Genomic DNA, 16278 nt, shown 5'->3' with positions numbered 1-16278 from the left:
CGGCGCTCCAGCTCCGGTGTCGGGAAGTCGATGTGCAGGAACAGACACCGCCGCTTCAGGGCCTCGGACAGCTCGCGGGTGGCGTTGGAGGTCAACACCACCAGCGGCTTGCGGGTCGCGGCGATGGTGCCGAGTTCGGGCACGGTCACCGCGAAGTCGGACAGCACCTCCAGCAGCAGGCCCTCGATCTCGATATCGGCCTTGTCGGTCTCGTCGATCAGCAACACGGTCGGCTCGGTGCGCCGGATCGCCGTCAGCAGGGGGCGCTGCAGCAGGAACTCCTCGCTGAACACGTCGTCCTTGGTCGCCTGCCAGTCGCCCGAGCCGGCCTGGATGCGCAGGATCTGCTTGGCGTGGTTCCACTCATACCACGCGCGGGCCTCGTCGACGCCCTCGTAGCACTGCAGCCGGACCAGGCCAGAACCCGTCGCCTGCGCGACTGCCCGGGCCAGCTCGGTCTTGCCGACGCCGGCCGGACCCTCCACCAACAGCGGCTTTTCCAGTCGGTCGGCCAGGAACACCGCCGTTGCGGTCGCGGTGTCGGGCAGGTAGCCGGTCTCGGCCAGCCTTCGTGAAACGTCGGGGATGTCGGCGAACAGTGGTGCGGGGCGGGCGGGCAGGCTCACGATCGGATTCTCCTGGTACTTGCCCGGTCAGACCGGGCGGGTGTGGCCGGTCTCGGACGATCCCCACACGATCCATTTGCTCGACGTCAGTTCCGGCAGCCCCATCGGCCCGCGGGCATGCAGCTTCTGGGTGGATATGCCGATCTCGGCGCCGAAGCCGAATTGCTCGCCGTCGGTGAACGCCGTGGAGGCGTTGACCATCACCGCGGCGGCGTCGACCTGTTCGGTGAACCGCTGGGCCGCCGCCAGATCGGTGGTGACGATGGCTTCGGTGTGGCCGGTGCCGAATTCGTTGATGTGCTCGATGGCGCCGTCGACGCCGTCGACCACCGCGACGGCGATGTCCATCCCCAGATACTCCCGGCGCAGGTCGTCTTCGCCCGCGTCCAGGTGCACGGTGACGCCCGCGGCGTGCAGCGCGTCCAGCAGCCGCGGCATCGCCGTGCCCGCGATGGCGGTGTCTACCAGTAGGGTCTCCGCGGCGTTGCACACGCTGGGCCGGCGGGTCTTGGAGTTGAGCAGGACGCGCTCGGCGACGTCGAGGTCCGCGGCCCCGTGCACGTAGACGTGGCAGTTGCCGACACCGGTCTCGATGGTGGGTATCTGGGCGTCGCGCACCACCGCGTCGATCAGCCCCGCTCCGCCACGCGGAATCGCGACGTCGACCAGGCCGCGCGCCTGGATCAGGTGGGTGACGGTGACCCGGTCGGCAGAGGACAACAGCGAAACCGCGTCTGCCGGCAACTCCTGGCCGACCAGGGCGCTGCGCAGCACCGAAACCAGGGCTCGATTGGAGTTGGCGGCCGAGGAGCTGCCGCGCAGCAGAGCGGCGTTGCCGGATTTGAGGGTAAGCCCGAAGGCGTCCACGGTGACGTTCGGGCGGCCCTCGTAGATCATGCCGACCACACCCAGCGGCACCCGCTGCTGGCGCAGTTGCAGACCGTTGGGCAGGGTGTACCCGCGCAGCACCTCACCCACCGGGTCGGGCAGGCCGGCGACCTGTCGCAGCCCCGCGGCAATACCGTCGATGCGCTGCGGGTTGAGCGCCAGCCGGTCGAGCATGGCGGCGGGGGTGCCGGCTGCCCGCGCGGCATCGACGTCGGCGGCGTTGGCAGCCAGAATCGTGTCGGCACCGGCCAGGATCTCGTCGGCGGCTGCGTGCAGCGCGCGGTCCTTGACCGCGGTGGGGGTGATGGCCAGCACGCGGGCGGCCACCCGGGCGCGCCGGGCGGCGTCGTGCACCTCTTGGCGCAGGTCGGGCTGCTGGCGGTGGCTCGCCCCGCTGCGGGATGGCGCGTGCAGACTCATTGCCCCAGGGTATCGGGCCTGCCCGGATTGGCTACGCCCGCACCGGGTCAGCCGAGCGTTCCCGGTGAATCGCCCGTTGCGCCTTGCTCTGCCGCTCCTCGATGAGCCTGCCGAGGTCTTTGAGGAGCGCCGGGCGTTCCATCACGATCTTCTCGATATGTTCGCGGTCGATCTCCAGCACCGTCACTTCCTCCAGGGCGTAGGCGCCCGCCAGGTTGGGCTGGCGCGTCAGCGCGGTGATACCGATGAATGAACCCCCGCGGAGGGTGCCGACCGGCACCACGCTGCCGGCGTCGTCGGTCACGGTCAGCTGCAGCGTGCCCGAGACGATGAACGTCACCACCGCGGGCACCACCGCCGCATACTGCACGATTTCACCGCTGCCGAACCTTGCAAGCCTGGCATAGGGGGCCAGCAGCTCCTGGTCGGCAAGGGTCAGACGCAGTCCGGTCGCAACCACCGTTCGCAGGGCTCGGTAGACCCGTTCGGGCGTTGAGAACGAATCGTCTGCGCCGTCCAGGTGGAGATCGTGGCGGCGAGCGGCGTACCAAACCCAGCGCAGGAACGTTGCCTGGGTTGCTCCCTCGTCAGCGGGCGAGTCCACCGAAACGGTGGTGCGGTACTCACCGCCGCCCAACGCAACCGAGGTGGAGGTGCTGCCGGGCCGGATCAGCGGCAACGACTCCGCGACGCGCGACAGCATCGCGCACACCTGGTCCGGGGAGTCCTCTTTGGCGAATGTGGTGGTGACCGAGCATTTGTGCGGCCCGGCGGGGCGGCTGAGGTTGGTGAACGCCGTGGTCGCCAGCACCGAGTTCGGCATGATCCGCAGTCCGCCGCCGGTCTGGATGTGCACGGCCCGCCAGTTCACCTCGGTGACTCGTCCGCGCGCCGTCTGGGTGTCCAGCCAGTCGTTGATCCGGAAGGGCTGCTCGAAAAGCATGAACAGCCCCGAGACGATCTGGCCGACCGAGTTCTGCAGCATCAGCCCGATGACGACCGAGGTCACGCCCAGCGCGGTGAAGACCCCGCCGACCCGCACCCCCCAGACCATGGACAGGATCACGGCCAGACCCGCCCCGATCAGCCCGAAGCGGCCGACATCGACGAAGATCGTCGGGATTCGCTTGCGCCAACTGTTTTCCGGGGCTCCTTGGAACACCGTGGTGTTCAGCCCGGACAGCAGCAGCATCAGCACACCGAAGCCGAACAGAGTGGTCAGGATCCGCACCCCGGTGGTGCCGGCCGAAATCTGTGACGCCTTGACCAGCAGCAGCAGGAGCACGCCGAGCGGCACCAGGTAGTTGCGCAGTAGGCCCACTTCGCGGGCCAGCCGTTTGTCGCGACGCAGCAGGTGGTGGTGCAGCTCGGTCAGCAGGATCAGCGCAAGCGGAAATCCGATCATCACAACGACAGCCCAGTGGAACCAGGAGGAGTGGACGACGGTCATCGGCGCTCCGACAGCCGGTAGATCGTCTGTTCGGCGCCGTCGACGGAAACCGTGCCGGCAGCGGTGAATTGACGTGAGTCACGCATCGCCTCGTATACCCCGGGTGAGACGAATATTCCGGGCTGTGTTGCACTGCTGTGCATCTGGTATGCCAGGCTTACCGCGGAGCCCCACATATCGAAGGCTAGGCCGGATTGCCCCGCCAGCCCGCTGACGACGTTTCCGGTGGTGATGCCGACCCGCAGCCCCAATCGGTGGCGGCCGCGGCTGTTGAGGCGTTCGATGACGCGGCTGATATCGAGGGCGAACTCGACGCTTCGATGAATGCTGTCCAGTCGGGGTGTGACAACTCCGCAGCTGGCGAGGTATCCGTTGTGAAAGGTGCGAATCCGCTCCACCCCACAGGCCGTGGCTGCCGAATCGAATTGAGAAAACAACTCATCGATGACTCCGACCAGTTCGTCTCCGGACATGTCGGCGGAAACCTCGTCCAGCCCAACAATATCGGCGAAGACTACCGCGACATCCTGATGCTTCTGTGCGATAGTGGACTCGCCCCCGCGATAGCGCTGCACGACCGATTCCGGCATCAGCGCCAGCAGCATCCGATCGTTCTCTTTGCGCTGCTCGTCGAGCAGCTCCCGGTTGATCGCCAGACTCCTGCTCATCTCGTTGAACGCATGTGTCAGATCGCCGATTTCGTCTCGCGACCGGACCGGGATATCGACGTCATAGTCACCCGAACCGACCCGGTGCACACCCTTTTCGAGCCGGCGCAGAGGTCGCATCGCGGCCTGCGAGATCAGCATCGACGCGAGGCAGATGAGGAAGACGATCACCGCCACGGCGATGGTCAGCGTCTTGCTGAACTTCCCGATCCGCTCGAATGCGGCGGAATCGTCGCGGGTTGCCAGCACCGACCAGTGCAGGTCCGAATTCGGAATGTCCAGCGGACCATAGGCTTCCAGTTCCCTGGATCCGGTGTAGTCGGTGGAGCTCGACACCCCGAGCTCGCCGCGCTGGGCGGCCCGCACCCCGGCGTTCTCGACCGGCTGCACCAGAATGGTTCCGCCCAGCCTGATGGCCCGATCCGCGACCGAGGGCGCCGTTCCCGCGGCGATCACCTCGGTCCGGTAGCGCTGGGGGTCCTCCAGGAAGAGCCGCGAGTCCGAGCGCATCAGGTGATCGGGCCCCACCAGATAGGTCTCGGTGGCCTTCCCCATGCCGGCCGATTCCCAGTGCTTCCTGGCCGTCATGATGTTGTTGATCTTGGAGATCGGCACCGGAAGCGCCATCACCCCGGTGATCTTGCCGTCGACGCCGATGGGCGACACCGCCCACGCCGTCGGTGCGGCGAGTTGCGGCTGGTACGACTGGAAGTCGGTGATCCACACGAAGGAGAGGTCGTTGGACCGCAGCGCCTTCTGGTACGCGTCATGCAGATTGGATTCGCGGTAGGGCCCGGTCAGGATGTTGGTGCCGAGGTCCGGGCCCTTGTCCACCGAGTAGACGACATTGCCATCGGTATCCAGCAGCAGCACATCCTGATAGTCGAAATACTTGACGATTTGGTGCAGATAGCGGCCGACCCGGGCATCGGCCGATGACCACACGCTGCCATCGCCGGCATCGGCGACCGGGTCCGCATCGGCTGCCCGAGGCGCTGTGTAGTGCGCCTGAAGGTACCTTTGCGCATTGCCTTTCGGCAGAACGGCGTTGAGATCGATTTTTTCCCCGGTCAGCCGTTCGATCGGGTCGATCATCTGGTTCCGGTAGTAGTCGACGATCGAGTTCTGCTGGACGGGTGTGATGCTCGCGTCGGCGAGTCGGTCGAAGCCCACGCTGAACGCCACCACGGCTTCGTCGAGTGTGGTGTCCGCGCTGTAGACAATCAGGGAATTCGTCAAGCGTCGGAACAGGGACTCGATCTGCCGCGTCTGGGTTTGACGCAGCTCGATCAGCCTCTCCGACTCGACCTCACGCAGAGTGTTGCGACCGGTAACCGCGCAGATGTAGGCGATCACCGCCACCGACAGAATGCTGGAAAGCAACAGCGCTATCAGGATCTTGGACTGGATGCTGATGCGGAAACGCGACCTGGGCAGCCGCCGACGGGCGCGCTTGTGGGCCGGAGCGCCGTGCGCCTCCGGTACCGGCGCTGATGCCGGCGCTGGTGCCTCGTCCGATGTCAACACGCTGCACCCTAACTCGCGAAAGCCGCGGCTATCGGCCACGCTGGAAAACCGACGCCATCCCGTATTCGGGACTCCACCCGACGGTGACACGGACTACCCGTCGGGCACCTCGTGCTCGATCTCGTCGAGCCAGATTCGCGCCGACATGTCCGAGGGTGCGCGCCAATCGCCCCGGGGCGACAGTGCCCCACCGTGGGAAACCTTGGGACCGTTGGGCAAGGCAGAGCGTTTGAACTGACTGAAGGCATAGAACCGTTGCACGAACTCCTGCAGCCAGTGCCGGATCTGCCCCAGCGAATAGGCCGGACGCTTGTCCGCGGGGAAGCCGGGAGGCCAGTTGCCGCGGCCGGCGTCGCTGAACGCATGGAAGGCCAGGAATGCGATCTTGGAGGGCCGGAATCCGTAGCGAAGTACGTAGAACAGTGAGAAATCCTGCAGCGCAAACGGACCCACCTTCGCCTCGCTGCTCTGCAGTTCCTCGTCTCCGGTAGGCACCAGTTCGGGCGTTATCTCGGTGTCCAGCACCGACCGCAGCACTTCCCCGACCTGTTCGTCGAACTCTCCGGAGGACATGACCCAACGAATCAAGTGCTGAATCAGCGTCTTGGGCACCCCGGCATTGACGTTGTAGTGCGACATCTGGTCGCCCACACCATAAGTCGACCAGCCGAGCCCCAATTCGGATAGATCGCCGGTGCCCAGCACGATCCCGTCGCGCTGATTGGCCAACCGGAAAAGGTAGTCGGTGCGCAGGCCGGCCTGGACGTTCTCGAACGTGACGTCGTAGACCTGCTCGCCACGGGAGAACGGATGCCCCATTTCGTCGAGCATCAATGTGGCCGTCGGGCGGATGTCGATCTCTTCCAACGTCACGCCCAACGCCCGCGACAAGGTGATCGCATTGTTCTTGGTGCGGTCACCCGTCGCGAAACCCGGCAGCGTGAAAGCCAGGATATCGCTGCGCGGCCGGCCTTCGCGGTCCATCGCGCGCGCGGCGACGATCAGGGCGTGCGTCGAGTCCAATCCGCCGGACACGCCGATGACGACCTTGGGATAGTTCAGCGCGCGCAGCCGCTGCTCCAAGCCGGACACCTGGATGTTGTAGGCCTCGTAGCAATCCTGTCGCAGCCGTTGCGGGTCGGCCGGCACGAAGGGAAAGCGCTCGACTGTGCGGCGCAGTCCGATATCGCCATCGGGCGGGTCCAGCCGGAATTCGATGTGCCGGAACGCATCCGTCACGGACCGGTGATGGCGCCGGTTGTCGTCGAACGTCCCCCGTTGCCGCCGTTCGGAGCGAAGCATCTCGACGTCGACATCGGCGACGGATCGTCGGTGCCCTTTCGGGAAGCGCTCGGATTCCGCGAGCAGCGCACCGTTGTCCCAGATCATCGTCTGGCCGTCCCAGGCCAGGTCGGTAGTCGACTCGCCTTCCCCGGCGGCCGCGTAGACATAGGCCGCGATGCATCGCGCCGACGCTGAGCGGGCCAGCAGCGCTCGATCCTCCGCGCGGCCCACGGTGATGGGGCTGCCCGACAGGTTTGCCAGCACCGTCGCGCCGGCCAGTGCCGCCTCGGCGCTGGGCGGCAGCGGTACGAACATGTCCTCGCAGATCTCCACGTGCAGCACGAAGCCGGGCACGTCCAAAGCAGCGAACAGCAGGTCCGGGCCGAAGGGGGCTTCGATCCCGGGGGCACCGGCTATCCGGATAACTCCGCGTTCGGCGTCTCCGGGCGCCAGCTGGCGATTCTCATAGAATTCCCGGTACGTCGGCAGATACGACTTGGGGACCACACCGAGCACAGTGCCCCGGTGCACGACGACCGCGCAGTTGTAGACGCGGTGCCGATGCCGCAGGGGCGCCCCCACCACCAGTACCGGCAGCAGGTCCGCCGAGGCGCCCACCAGCTCCGCAAGCGTGTTCTCGACAGCGTCGAGCAGGGTGTCCTGCAGCAGGATGTCCTCGATCGAGTAACCCGAGAGCGTCAGCTCGGGAAATACCGCCAGCGCCACACCGTCGTTGTGACATTGGCGCGCCAGGCTCAGAACCGAGGTGGCATTGGTCGCCGGGTCCCCGAGGGTGGTGTGGTGGGTACATGCCGCGACGCGCACCAACCCGTGCCGGTAGGCGTTGTAGAAGTCCCTGTGCTGGCGCATCGTGCATCTATTCTCACCCGTATGGCCCAGGATTCGCATCGGTGGGTCTCCCCGGCCGGCCGAGCTCGACTGAAAATGGTGGGGGGTCTTGAGCAGGTGACGTTTGCGGCACCGGCAGGCCAGGCTTGATGCAAGGCGGGAATCTCCCCGCTCGCGAGTCGTGTACGCCGGTATCTCCGGCGGACCTAGAGCAGAGTGATCGAGACCGGTATACCGAGCTGATCAGTTGCACTGGCCAAGCGCCTGTCGACGGTAACCACCGCGGCAGAGTGTTCGACGGCGACAGCGACATACAGTCCGTCGTAGATCGAGATGCGGTGCCGCCAGGCCCAGACGGTGCGCAGGAGCAGTGCATCAGGAAGCAGGTATTCAATGGCGAGTGCGGTGACGGCGTCCGCAGCGGCCTCGGCGTCGTCAGGTTCCAATTGCTTGCGCAGTACGGCCTTGTGCAGGTTGCGTAGCACCTCGCCCGGCATATGGGCCGGGGCGAGCCAGCCGTCGTCGCCATTCAGGGCTGCGCGCGCCGCGTCGCCTTCCGGAGTACCGCTCGTGAGCGCCAAGACCAGCACGCCTGCGTCCACCACGATCACCGGAGGGAACTCACCCGTCGCGGTCGGCGCGGATGACGGTCGCTACCTCCTCGGCTGTCATGGTGAGGCTGCGATGGCCGGCCAACGCCTCCAAGACCTGCCGATTACGCCCCGCCTGATACTCCCGTTCCAGCAGTGATCGCAGGTACGTTTGGGTGGACTGACCGCGCGCCTCGGCGCGGTCCGCCAGTGCGTCGCGAACTTCTTCGGGGACATCTTTGATCTGAATCGCAACGGCCACGACCACAAAGCAGCACATGCGCATGGCATGCGCATGTGCCACTTGCTCGTCGGCAACTCAGACGCCGGTCACCTAGACCTCGGTGACGTCCGCGTCGGCGGCTTCGGCCTCCGCAGCTTCCACGTCGTAGGCCTTGAGCTGCTGCACCAGATCCTCCAGCGCCGCCGCGGGCAGCGCGCCGGCCTGGTTGAACAGCAGTTTGCCCTTCTTGAAGGCCATCAGCGTGGGAATGGATCGGATCTGGGCGGCGGCCGCCAGTTCCTGTTCGGCCTCCGTATCGACCTTGGCAAACACGACGTCGGGATGCTGTTCGGAGGCTGCTTTGAACGTCGGCGCGAACGCCCGGCAGGGGCCGCACCAGGACGCCCAGAAGTCCAGCAACACCATCTCGTTTTCGGCGATGGCCTCGTTGAACTGCGCTGCGGTGAGATCACGGGTAGTCACGCCACCGGTAACGACGATCGCGCACAGGTTGTTCCCGGGACGGGCAGGCCGGCCCGAATGCGGCCCGATATGCTCGGCGGATGCCGGCCGCGACTCGCAAGCCCCAGGACCATCGCGGCAACGCGGACCAACACCGCCAACAGCAGATGGAACGCCGGCTGGTGGAGGCCACCGAGCACCTGATGAACGACGGCACCAGGTTCACCGAACTCAGCGTCGATCGCCTGGCGACCGAGGCCGGCATCTCCCGGGCCAGCTTCTATCTCTACTTCGAAGACAAGGGTCACCTCCTGCGCCGGCTCGCAGACGAGGCATTCGCCGATCTGGCTGCCGGCGGAAAACGTTGGTGGGATGTGGCCTGGCGCCACGATCGCGCGGATGTGCACGCCGCGGTGTCCGGGATCATCGCGGGCTACCGCCGCCACCAGGCCGTGCTCATCGCACTCGACGAGGCGTCGGGCTACGACCCCGCAACGGCACAGGCCTACCGCGATCTGTTGGGCGCCATCATCGACCGGGTAACCAGCGTCATCCAGGAAGGACAGGAAGACGGCTCGATCCGCCGCGAACTCCCCCCGGCCACCACCGCCAGCGCACTGACCTGGATGGTGGAGCGCACATGCCAGCAGAACTTGCCGGCGCGGCCACCCGAATTCGACCCCGAGCTGGCCAGCACGCTGGTTGAAGTCATTTGGGGCGCATTATATCTGAAGCCGGTCCGGTAGGACTACACGGCCACCAGGTCGTCGGCGTGCACCGCGGGGCGGCGAAACTCCGCTGACAACTCCGAACTTGACCGCCCCATGATTCGGACAAGCTCGGCCGCGTCATAGGCGACAACCCCCCGGGCCACGACCACAGCGTCGGGTCCGCACAACTCCACGACATCACCGCCGAGGAACTTCCCCGACACCGCGGTGATTCCCGCGGAAAGCAGAGAACGCCGTTGCCGCACAACCGCTTTGACGGCACCGGCATCCAAGGTCAATGACCCGGAGGATTCGGCGGCATAGCGCATCCAGAACCGGCGCGCCGACATCCGCTCTGCACCCGGCACAAACACCGTCCCGACCGAGGCGTCGGTGAGGGCGGTCGCGGCATCGGCGGCCGGGGCCAACAATACGGGCACTCCGGCATCGGCTGCCAGCAGTGCCGACGACAGCTTCGAGGCCATACCGCCGGTGCCCAGGTGGCTACTGCTACCGGCCACCACGCCATCCAGGTCCTGCGGCCCGGTCACCTCTCGAATAAACCTTGCGCCCTGTACCTTTCGCGGGTCGGCATCGTACAGGCCGTCGATATCCGACAGCAGGATCAGCGCTTCGGCACCCACGAGGTGGGCAACCAGAGCCGACAGCCGGTCGTTGTCACCGAACCGAATTTCATTGGTGGCCACCGTGTCGTTCTCGTTGACGATAGCCACCGCGTGCAGTGCCCGCAGCCTGTCCAGCGTCCGCTGGGCGTTGTTGTGCTGTACACGCAACGAAATGTCGTGTGCGCTCAGCAGCACCTGTCCGACGGTACGGCCATAGCGCGCGAACGCAGTACTCCACGAGTTGACCAGCGCAACCTGGCCGACACTGGCCGCGGCCTGCTTGGTCGCCAGATCCTTTGGCCGACGGGATAACCCCAGCGGTTCGATACCGGCGGCGATGGCACCCGACGACACGATGACCACGTCGGAGCCCATTCGCATGCGCGCCTCGATCGCCTCGGCGAGAGCGGCCAGCCGGCTGACATCGAACATGCCCGACTCGGTGGTGAGCGCCGTGGTGCCGACCTTGACGACGACGCTGCGTGCGACCCGGATGGCTTCGCGGTGGGTACCGGTCACGATCGTTCACCTACCGACGGATCCCGCTCGCGTCGTTGCTTGCGGGCGACCTTGCGTTCGGCGGCACCGACCCGGTCGCTGCGTTCCAGCCGGACATCGGTCCCCCGCCCGGTCAGCAGCACGTCTACGCCCGCCGGGGTTTGCGGCTCCCAGTCGAAGGTCATGTCGCCGATAGTCACCGCGCAACCGGGGTGTGCCCCCTGACGAAGCAGTTCGTCCTCGACACCCAGGCGTGCCAGCCGGTCGGCCAGGTATCCGACGGCCTCGTCGTTGTCGAAATTGGTCTGACCGATCCAGCGTTCGGGCCGGGCACCGGTGACCAGAAAGCCGCCATGTCCGTCGGGTTCCACGGCGAAACCGCTGTCATCCACCGGAACCGGCCGGATGACGGGTCGCCGGGCCACCGCCGGCGGGCGAGATTCCCTGCTCTCCGAAACCATCTGCCACAGCCCGAAGACCAACGGCTGCAAGCCCTCCCGGGTTGCCGTCGACACCATGAACACCGGCCACCCGCGCCGCGTGACCTCATCGAAGACGAACTCTGCCATTTCTCGGGCCTCGGTCACATCAATCTTGTTCAGCACCACCACCCGTGGCCGTTCGGCCAGGTCACCCAGCACGGGATCCCCCTGCAGGGTGGGTGTGTAGGCCGCCAGCTCCGCCTCCAGCGCATCGATGTCGGAGATCGGGTCGCGTCCGGGCTCCGCGGTGGCGCAATCCACCACATGGGCCAGCACCGCGCAGCGCTCGATGTGCCGCAGGAAGTCCAAGCCCAGACCACGGCCCTGCGACGCACCCGGGATCAGGCCGGGCACATCGGCGACGGTGAAGGAGTATTCGCCGGCCGAAACGACACCGAGGTTAGGCACCAGCGTGGTGAACGGGTAGTCGGCGATCTTGGGCTTGGCCGCCGAGATCACCGAGACCAGCGAAGACTTTCCCGCCGAAGGAAAGCCGACCAGTCCAACGTCGGCCACGGTTTTGAGTTCCAGGGTCAGGTCACAAGCTTGGCCCGGCTCACCGAGCAGGGCGAAACCGGGAGCTTTGCGGGCCCTCGACGCCAGCGCGGCATTGCCCAGGCCGCCCCGCCCGCCTGCGGCGGCCTCGAAGCGGGTGCCGATCCCGACCAGGTCGGCGAGTATCCGGCCGTTGCCGTCCAGCACCACGGTGCCGTCGGGAACCCTGAGTTCCAGGTCGGCCCCGGCGGCACCGTCGCGGTTGCCCCCCATCCCCTGCTTGCCCGACGGCGCGGTGACATGCGGACGGAAATGAAAGTCCAGCAGGGTGTGCACCTGCGGGTCGACGACGAAGACGATGCTGCCGCCACGACCGCCGTTACCGCCGTCGGGACCGCCGAGCGGCTTGAATTTCTCCCGGTGGACCGACGCGCAGCCGTTGCCGCCGGAACCCGCGCGAGCGTGGATGACAACCCGATCGACGAATCGAGGCATCGGGCTTCCCCTCAATCGATCACGGATGCGCTAGTGGTCCGCGCACGCCCGGGGCAGTCAGTCGGAGCTCTGCCCCGCGGCAACGATGTTGACGGTCTTGCGACCGCCCTTGACGCCGAACCGGACCGCACCCGCCGCCTTGGCGAAGAGAGTGTCGTCGCCGCCGCGACCGACGTCGACGCCCGGGTGGAACTTGGTGCCGCGCTGGCGCACCAGGATCTCCCCGGCTTGAACGACCTGACCGCCGAACCGCTTGACACCCAACCGCTGAGCGTTGGAGTCACGACCGTTGCGTGAGCTGGAAGCGCCCTTCTTGTGTGCCATGTCTTCTCGCCCCTACTACTTGATGCCGGTGACCTTCAGGACCGTCAACTGCTGACGGTGCCCCTGACGCTTGTGGTAGCCGGTCTTGTTCTTGAACTTGTGGATACGGATCTTGGGTCCCTTAGTGTGCTCGAGCACCTCGCCGGTGACCGCGACCTTGGCCAGCGCCTTGGCATCGGTGGTGACTTTGGCGCCGTCCACGACCAGCGCGACCGGCAGTGACACCTTGGAGCCGGGTTCGGATTCCAGCTTCTCGACCTTGAGGACGTCACCTTCGGCAACCTTGTACTGCTTACCGCCGGTCTTGACGATTGCGTAGGTCGCCATCGTTGCTCCTGCCCCTTCTCGTGGCCGTCTACCGTCTACCGTCGCACTCGGGCGCGTACCAACCCGGTGCGCGGTGGGTGGTCTTGGTGCGGGCCGGTGCGGCCCGCCGTCGCCCGCCAGCGTCTGCACAGCCTGACGACAACTGTCCAAGGGTACGTGGCCAGCGGCTACAGGGTCAAACCGGGTCCCTGCGACATGCCCCGCACAACCTAGTCCAGGTGGATCGGCGGGCCCGCCGGCCGCCCCGCCGCGCGCCGGCGACGGAACCCGGCGAAAGAAACCGGCCCGACGCGCGTCGCGGATGCCGCCGCGCCCTCGTCGGCACCATCGCCGGCGTCCTCGTCGTCCTCGTCGTCCTCGTCGTCCTCGTCGTCCTCGTCGTCGAGATCGTCCTCGTCGTCGAGATCGTCCTCGTCGCCGAGATCGTCCTCGTCATCGGAGTCCTCGTCGCCGAGATCGTCCTCGTCATCGGAGTCCTCGTCGTCGAGATCGTCCTCGCTATCGGAGTCCTCGTCATCGGAGTCCTCGTCATCGGAGTCATCGTCATCGAAGTCCTCGTCGTCGGCAAGGACGTCGTCGTCGAGGTCCTCGTCGTCCTCGTCGTCCTCGTCGTCCTCGTCGTCGAGATCGTTGTCGTCGTCCTGCTCGTCGCGGCCGGACCCCTTCCCTGCGTCCCCGGACTCCCGACGAACAGTGACCTGTGCGTCGTCCTGGGCGGCGAGTGCGGCCGCCGCATTCTCGTCGTCCTCGCCGCCGGGTTCCTCGCCGGAGTCGCCCGATTCGTCGTCGCGCGAAGACCCACCGGCGGCCATCGCCTTGAACATGGGGTGCTCGCCCGGGGTACGGACCGGCACCTTTGCCACGACAGCCTTCTCGGCGGATTCTTCGGACCGGTTCTTCCTCGACCGCCTGTTGCGCCGGCCGCCGCCCTCCGATTTGCGCCCGGCGGCAGGGGCCGAATCCACCGGATCTCCGTGCAGCAGCAGACCCCGGCCCGCGCAATCGGGACACGAAGTCGAGAACGCCTCGATCAACCCGGTACCCAGACGTTTCCGAGTCAACTGCACCAGTCCCAGCGAGGTCACCTCGGACACCTGGTGCCGGGTTCGGTCGCGGCCCAGGCACTCGGTCAGCCGGCGCAGCACCAGGTCGCGGTTGGACTCGAGCACCATGTCGATGAAGTCGACGACAACGATGCCTCCGATGTCACGCAACCGGAGTTGGCGCACCAGCTCCTCGGCCGCCTCCAGATTGTTCTTGGTGACCGTCTGTTCGAGGTTGCCGCCGGACCCGGTGAACTTCCCGGTGTTGACGTCGATCACCGTCATCGCCTCGGTCCGGTCGATCACCAGGGTGCCGCCGGAGGGTAGCCAGACCTTGCGGTCCATCGCCTTGGCCAGTTGTTCGTCGATACGGTGTACGGCGAACACGTCCGGACCGTTCTCACCGGCGGGCTCGTATTTCTTCAGCTTCGAAACCAGTTCTGGGGCAACGGAACTCACGTAAGTGTTGATCGTCTCCCAGGCCTGGTCGCCGGAGACGATCAACCCGGAGAAGTCTTCGTTGAACAGGTCCCGGATCACCTTGACCAGGACATGGGGCTCTTCGTACAGCGCGACCGGGGTACCGGCCGCCTTCTTCCTGGTCTCCGCCGCCTCGGCCTCGACCTCGTTCCACCGTTGCCGTAACCGGTCGACGTCACCCCGGATATCGTCCTCTTTGACGCCTTCGGACGCGGTGCGGATGATGACGCCGGCGTCGGCCGGGACCACTTCACGCAGGATCTCCTTGAGGCGCTGGCGTTCGGTGTCGGGCAGCTTGCGGCTGATGCCGGTGGACGACGCGCCGGGCACGTAGACCAGGAAGCGTCCGGCCAGTGAAACCTGGGTGGTCAGGCGTGCGCCCTTGTGTCCGACGGGGTCTTTGCTCACCTGCACCACGACGTAGTCGCCGGGTTTGAGGGCCTGCTCGATCTTGCGGTCGGCCCCACCCAGGCCGGCGGCCTGCCAGTTCACTTCGCCGGCATAGAGCACGCCGTTGCGCCCGCGGCCGATGTCGACGAACGCTGCCTCCATCGACGGCAACACGTTCTGCACGATGCCGAGGTAGATGTTGCCGACGAGCGATGCCGATGCCGCGGAGGTGACGAAATGCTCGACCATGATTCCGTCTTCGAGTACCGCGATCTGGGTGTAGCGCGCGCCGGGGTGCGGCGGTTCGGTGCGGACGCGGTCGCGCACCACCATCACCCGTTCGACGGCCTCACGACGGGCGAGAAATTCCGCCTCGCTGAGCACCGGCGGCCGGCGCCGGCCAGCATCGCGTCCGTCCCGCCGACGCTGCCGCTTGGCTTCCAGCCGGGTCGAGCCGTCAATGCCCTTGATCTCGCCGGAATCGGTTCCCTTGTTCCGCGCCTGTTGCTTCCCGCCAGTGCGTGGCGCGCGCTCGTGCACCACGGTGTTGGGCGGGTCGTCGGGCGAGGGCGCGTCGTCCCCGTCTTCCCCCGACCCGGATTTGCGTCGTCTGCGCCGGCGCCGGCGACGGGTGCCGGCGTCGTCGGAGCCCGCGCCGTCCTCGCCATTGTCGTCGCCGTCGCCGGAGCTACCGGAAGCCGAGCCCCGGCTGGAATCGTCGGCGTCGCCGGTGCGCTGTTCGCCTGCCGGTGCGGATTCGCCGTTCCGATCGTCTGATTGATCGTCTGAGCCGGCCTCGGCGCCTCCCTGGTCACCACGTCCACGGCCACGCCCGCGGCGGCCCCGGCGACGTCGCTTGTTGGCCGGAGGGTCTGCTTGTTCGTCGTCGTCCGCTCCCGGCCTGTCCTCGTCGTCGGAACCCTCGGCGGAATCGTCGGCGGTGCCGGCGATCGGAGCGCGCTCGGACATCGGCTGCGGCGCCACGAACAGCGGCATGTAATGCGGGCGGTCCGCCCCTTCCGCTCCCCCCGCAGCCCCGGTCTCAAGGATCAGCCGGGATTCGGGTTCTTCGGGCGACGAAGCGGCTCCACCGTTTCCGGGGCCGGCTGCGGCAGCATCGTCTGCGGGGGTCTCCGGCTGAGCCGCAAGTAAATCCCGCACGCGGACGGCATCGGCCTGGTCCACGCTGGAGTGAGCGCTGCGGGTTCGGCCGTCGAGCCCGGCCAGGGCGTCAAGAACCCTCTTGCTGGTGGTGCCGAGTGTTCGCGCGAGCGAATGAACCCTCAGGCGTTCCGGCAGTTCGCCGGGCGGAGTCGGCTCGTTTGCCGGGTCTGAAGTTGGGACATCGTCTACCACGTATTCTCCTTAAGCCCCCGGGCGCGTCGACTATCGACGCGGCCGCGCGAGGGCTTCGCTATGGG

Annotated in this window: 14 protein-coding genes; 1 reads left to right on the top strand and 13 read right to left on the bottom strand. The window is 66.8% G+C overall.

Annotated elements, in window-relative coordinates; translation table 11 throughout:
• The 8 genes from ACK5M9_RS02610 to trxA all read right to left on the bottom strand — a co-directional run.
• Positions 1 to 626, bottom strand: a 626-nt coding sequence (locus tag ACK5M9_RS02610; protein ID WP_416891643.1) for an AAA family ATPase, incomplete at its 3' end; no start/stop codon positions are given.
• Positions 627 to 653: 27 nt separating this feature from the next.
• Positions 654 to 1934, bottom strand: a complete 1281-nt coding sequence (locus tag ACK5M9_RS02605; protein ID WP_416891642.1) for a glutamate-5-semialdehyde dehydrogenase — start codon at positions 1932 to 1934, stop codon at positions 654 to 656.
• A 31-nt stretch (positions 1935 to 1965) separates the two neighbouring features.
• Positions 1966 to 3384, bottom strand: a complete 1419-nt coding sequence (locus ACK5M9_RS02600; protein ID WP_416891641.1) for a mechanosensitive ion channel domain-containing protein — start codon at positions 3382 to 3384, stop codon at positions 1966 to 1968.
• Positions 3381 to 5576, bottom strand: a complete 2196-nt coding sequence (locus ACK5M9_RS02595) for an adenylate/guanylate cyclase domain-containing protein (RefSeq protein WP_416891648.1) — start codon at positions 5574 to 5576, stop codon at positions 3381 to 3383. The genes ACK5M9_RS02600 and ACK5M9_RS02595 overlap by 4 nt, the downstream gene beginning before the upstream one ends.
• A 96-nt stretch (positions 5577 to 5672) precedes the next feature.
• Positions 5673 to 7733, bottom strand: coding sequence for an NAD(+) synthase (locus ACK5M9_RS02590; RefSeq protein WP_416891640.1), 2061 nt, complete (start codon positions 7731 to 7733; stop codon positions 5673 to 5675).
• 185 nt (positions 7734 to 7918) lie between these two features.
• Positions 7919 to 8323 carry a type II toxin-antitoxin system VapC family toxin gene (locus ACK5M9_RS02585; protein WP_416891639.1) on the bottom strand — a complete coding sequence of 135 codons (405 nt, stop codon included), beginning with the start codon at positions 8321 to 8323 and terminating at the stop codon, positions 7919 to 7921.
• 10 nt (positions 8324 to 8333) lie between these two features.
• Positions 8334 to 8564, bottom strand: coding sequence for a FitA-like ribbon-helix-helix domain-containing protein (locus ACK5M9_RS02580; protein ID WP_416891638.1), 231 nt, complete (start codon positions 8562 to 8564; stop codon positions 8334 to 8336).
• Between the two features lie 72 nt (positions 8565 to 8636).
• Positions 8637 to 9008: a thioredoxin gene (trxA, locus tag ACK5M9_RS02575; RefSeq protein WP_416891637.1), complete on the bottom strand. Its 372-nt coding sequence runs from the start codon at positions 9006 to 9008 to the stop codon at positions 8637 to 8639.
• Positions 9009 to 9088: 80 nt separating this feature from the next.
• Between trxA and ACK5M9_RS02570 the strand changes: the two genes are divergently transcribed.
• A complete protein-coding gene (locus ACK5M9_RS02570; RefSeq protein ID WP_416891636.1) occupies positions 9089 to 9733 on the top strand; it encodes a TetR/AcrR family transcriptional regulator in 645 nt (214 codons plus the stop codon).
• Between the two features lie 2 nt (positions 9734 to 9735).
• Here the strand turns inward: ACK5M9_RS02570 and proB are convergent, their stop codons facing one another.
• From proB to ACK5M9_RS02545, 5 genes are all read right to left on the bottom strand, one after another.
• The gene (gene proB, locus ACK5M9_RS02565; protein ID WP_416891635.1) at positions 9736 to 10842 is read right to left on the bottom strand and encodes a glutamate 5-kinase; all 1107 of its coding nucleotides are present in this window, start codon (positions 10840 to 10842) and stop codon (positions 9736 to 9738) included.
• Positions 10839 to 12293, bottom strand: a complete 1455-nt coding sequence (gene obgE / locus ACK5M9_RS02560; protein ID WP_416891634.1) for a GTPase ObgE — start codon at positions 12291 to 12293, stop codon at positions 10839 to 10841. Before obgE ends, proB begins: the two co-directional genes overlap by 4 nt.
• 57 nt (positions 12294 to 12350) lie before the next feature.
• On the bottom strand, positions 12351 to 12617 hold the full coding sequence (gene rpmA / locus ACK5M9_RS02555) for a 50S ribosomal protein L27 (protein ID WP_416891633.1): 267 nt from the start codon (positions 12615 to 12617) through the stop codon (positions 12351 to 12353).
• A 15-nt stretch (positions 12618 to 12632) separates the two neighbouring features.
• Positions 12633 to 12944, bottom strand: coding sequence for a 50S ribosomal protein L21 (gene rplU, locus ACK5M9_RS02550; protein ID WP_416891632.1), 312 nt, complete (start codon positions 12942 to 12944; stop codon positions 12633 to 12635).
• A 209-nt stretch (positions 12945 to 13153) separates the two neighbouring features.
• Positions 13154 to 16213, bottom strand: coding sequence for an Rne/Rng family ribonuclease (locus tag ACK5M9_RS02545; protein ID WP_416891631.1), 3060 nt, complete (start codon positions 16211 to 16213; stop codon positions 13154 to 13156).
• Between the last annotated feature and the right edge of the window lie 65 nt (positions 16214 to 16278).

Source organism: Mycobacterium sp., assembly GCF_047975165.1.
Classification (GTDB): Bacteria; Actinomycetota; Actinomycetes; order Mycobacteriales; family Mycobacteriaceae; genus Mycobacterium.
The sequence above is the reverse complement of the archived record's forward strand: the minus strand, read 5'-3'. Positions and strand labels throughout refer to the sequence as shown.

Coding starts and splice junctions, on each gene's coding strand:
- ACK5M9_RS02590 (WP_416891640.1), bottom strand. CDS start 7,733: ATGCGCCAGCACAGGGACTTCTACAACGCCTACCGGCACGGGTTGGTG.
- ACK5M9_RS02570 (WP_416891636.1), top strand. CDS start 9,089: ATGCCGGCCGCGACTCGCAAGCCCCAGGACCATCGCGGCAACGCGGAC.
- ACK5M9_RS02600 (WP_416891641.1), bottom strand. CDS start 3,384: ATGACCGTCGTCCACTCCTCCTGGTTCCACTGGGCTGTCGTTGTGATG.
- ACK5M9_RS02605 (WP_416891642.1), bottom strand. CDS start 1,934: ATGAGTCTGCACGCGCCATCCCGCAGCGGGGCGAGCCACCGCCAGCAG.
- rpmA (WP_416891633.1), bottom strand. CDS start 12,617: ATGGCACACAAGAAGGGCGCTTCCAGCTCACGCAACGGTCGTGACTCC.
- obgE (WP_416891634.1), bottom strand. CDS start 12,293: ATGCCTCGATTCGTCGATCGGGTTGTCATCCACGCTCGCGCGGGTTCC.
- rplU (WP_416891632.1), bottom strand. CDS start 12,944: ATGGCGACCTACGCAATCGTCAAGACCGGCGGTAAGCAGTACAAGGTT.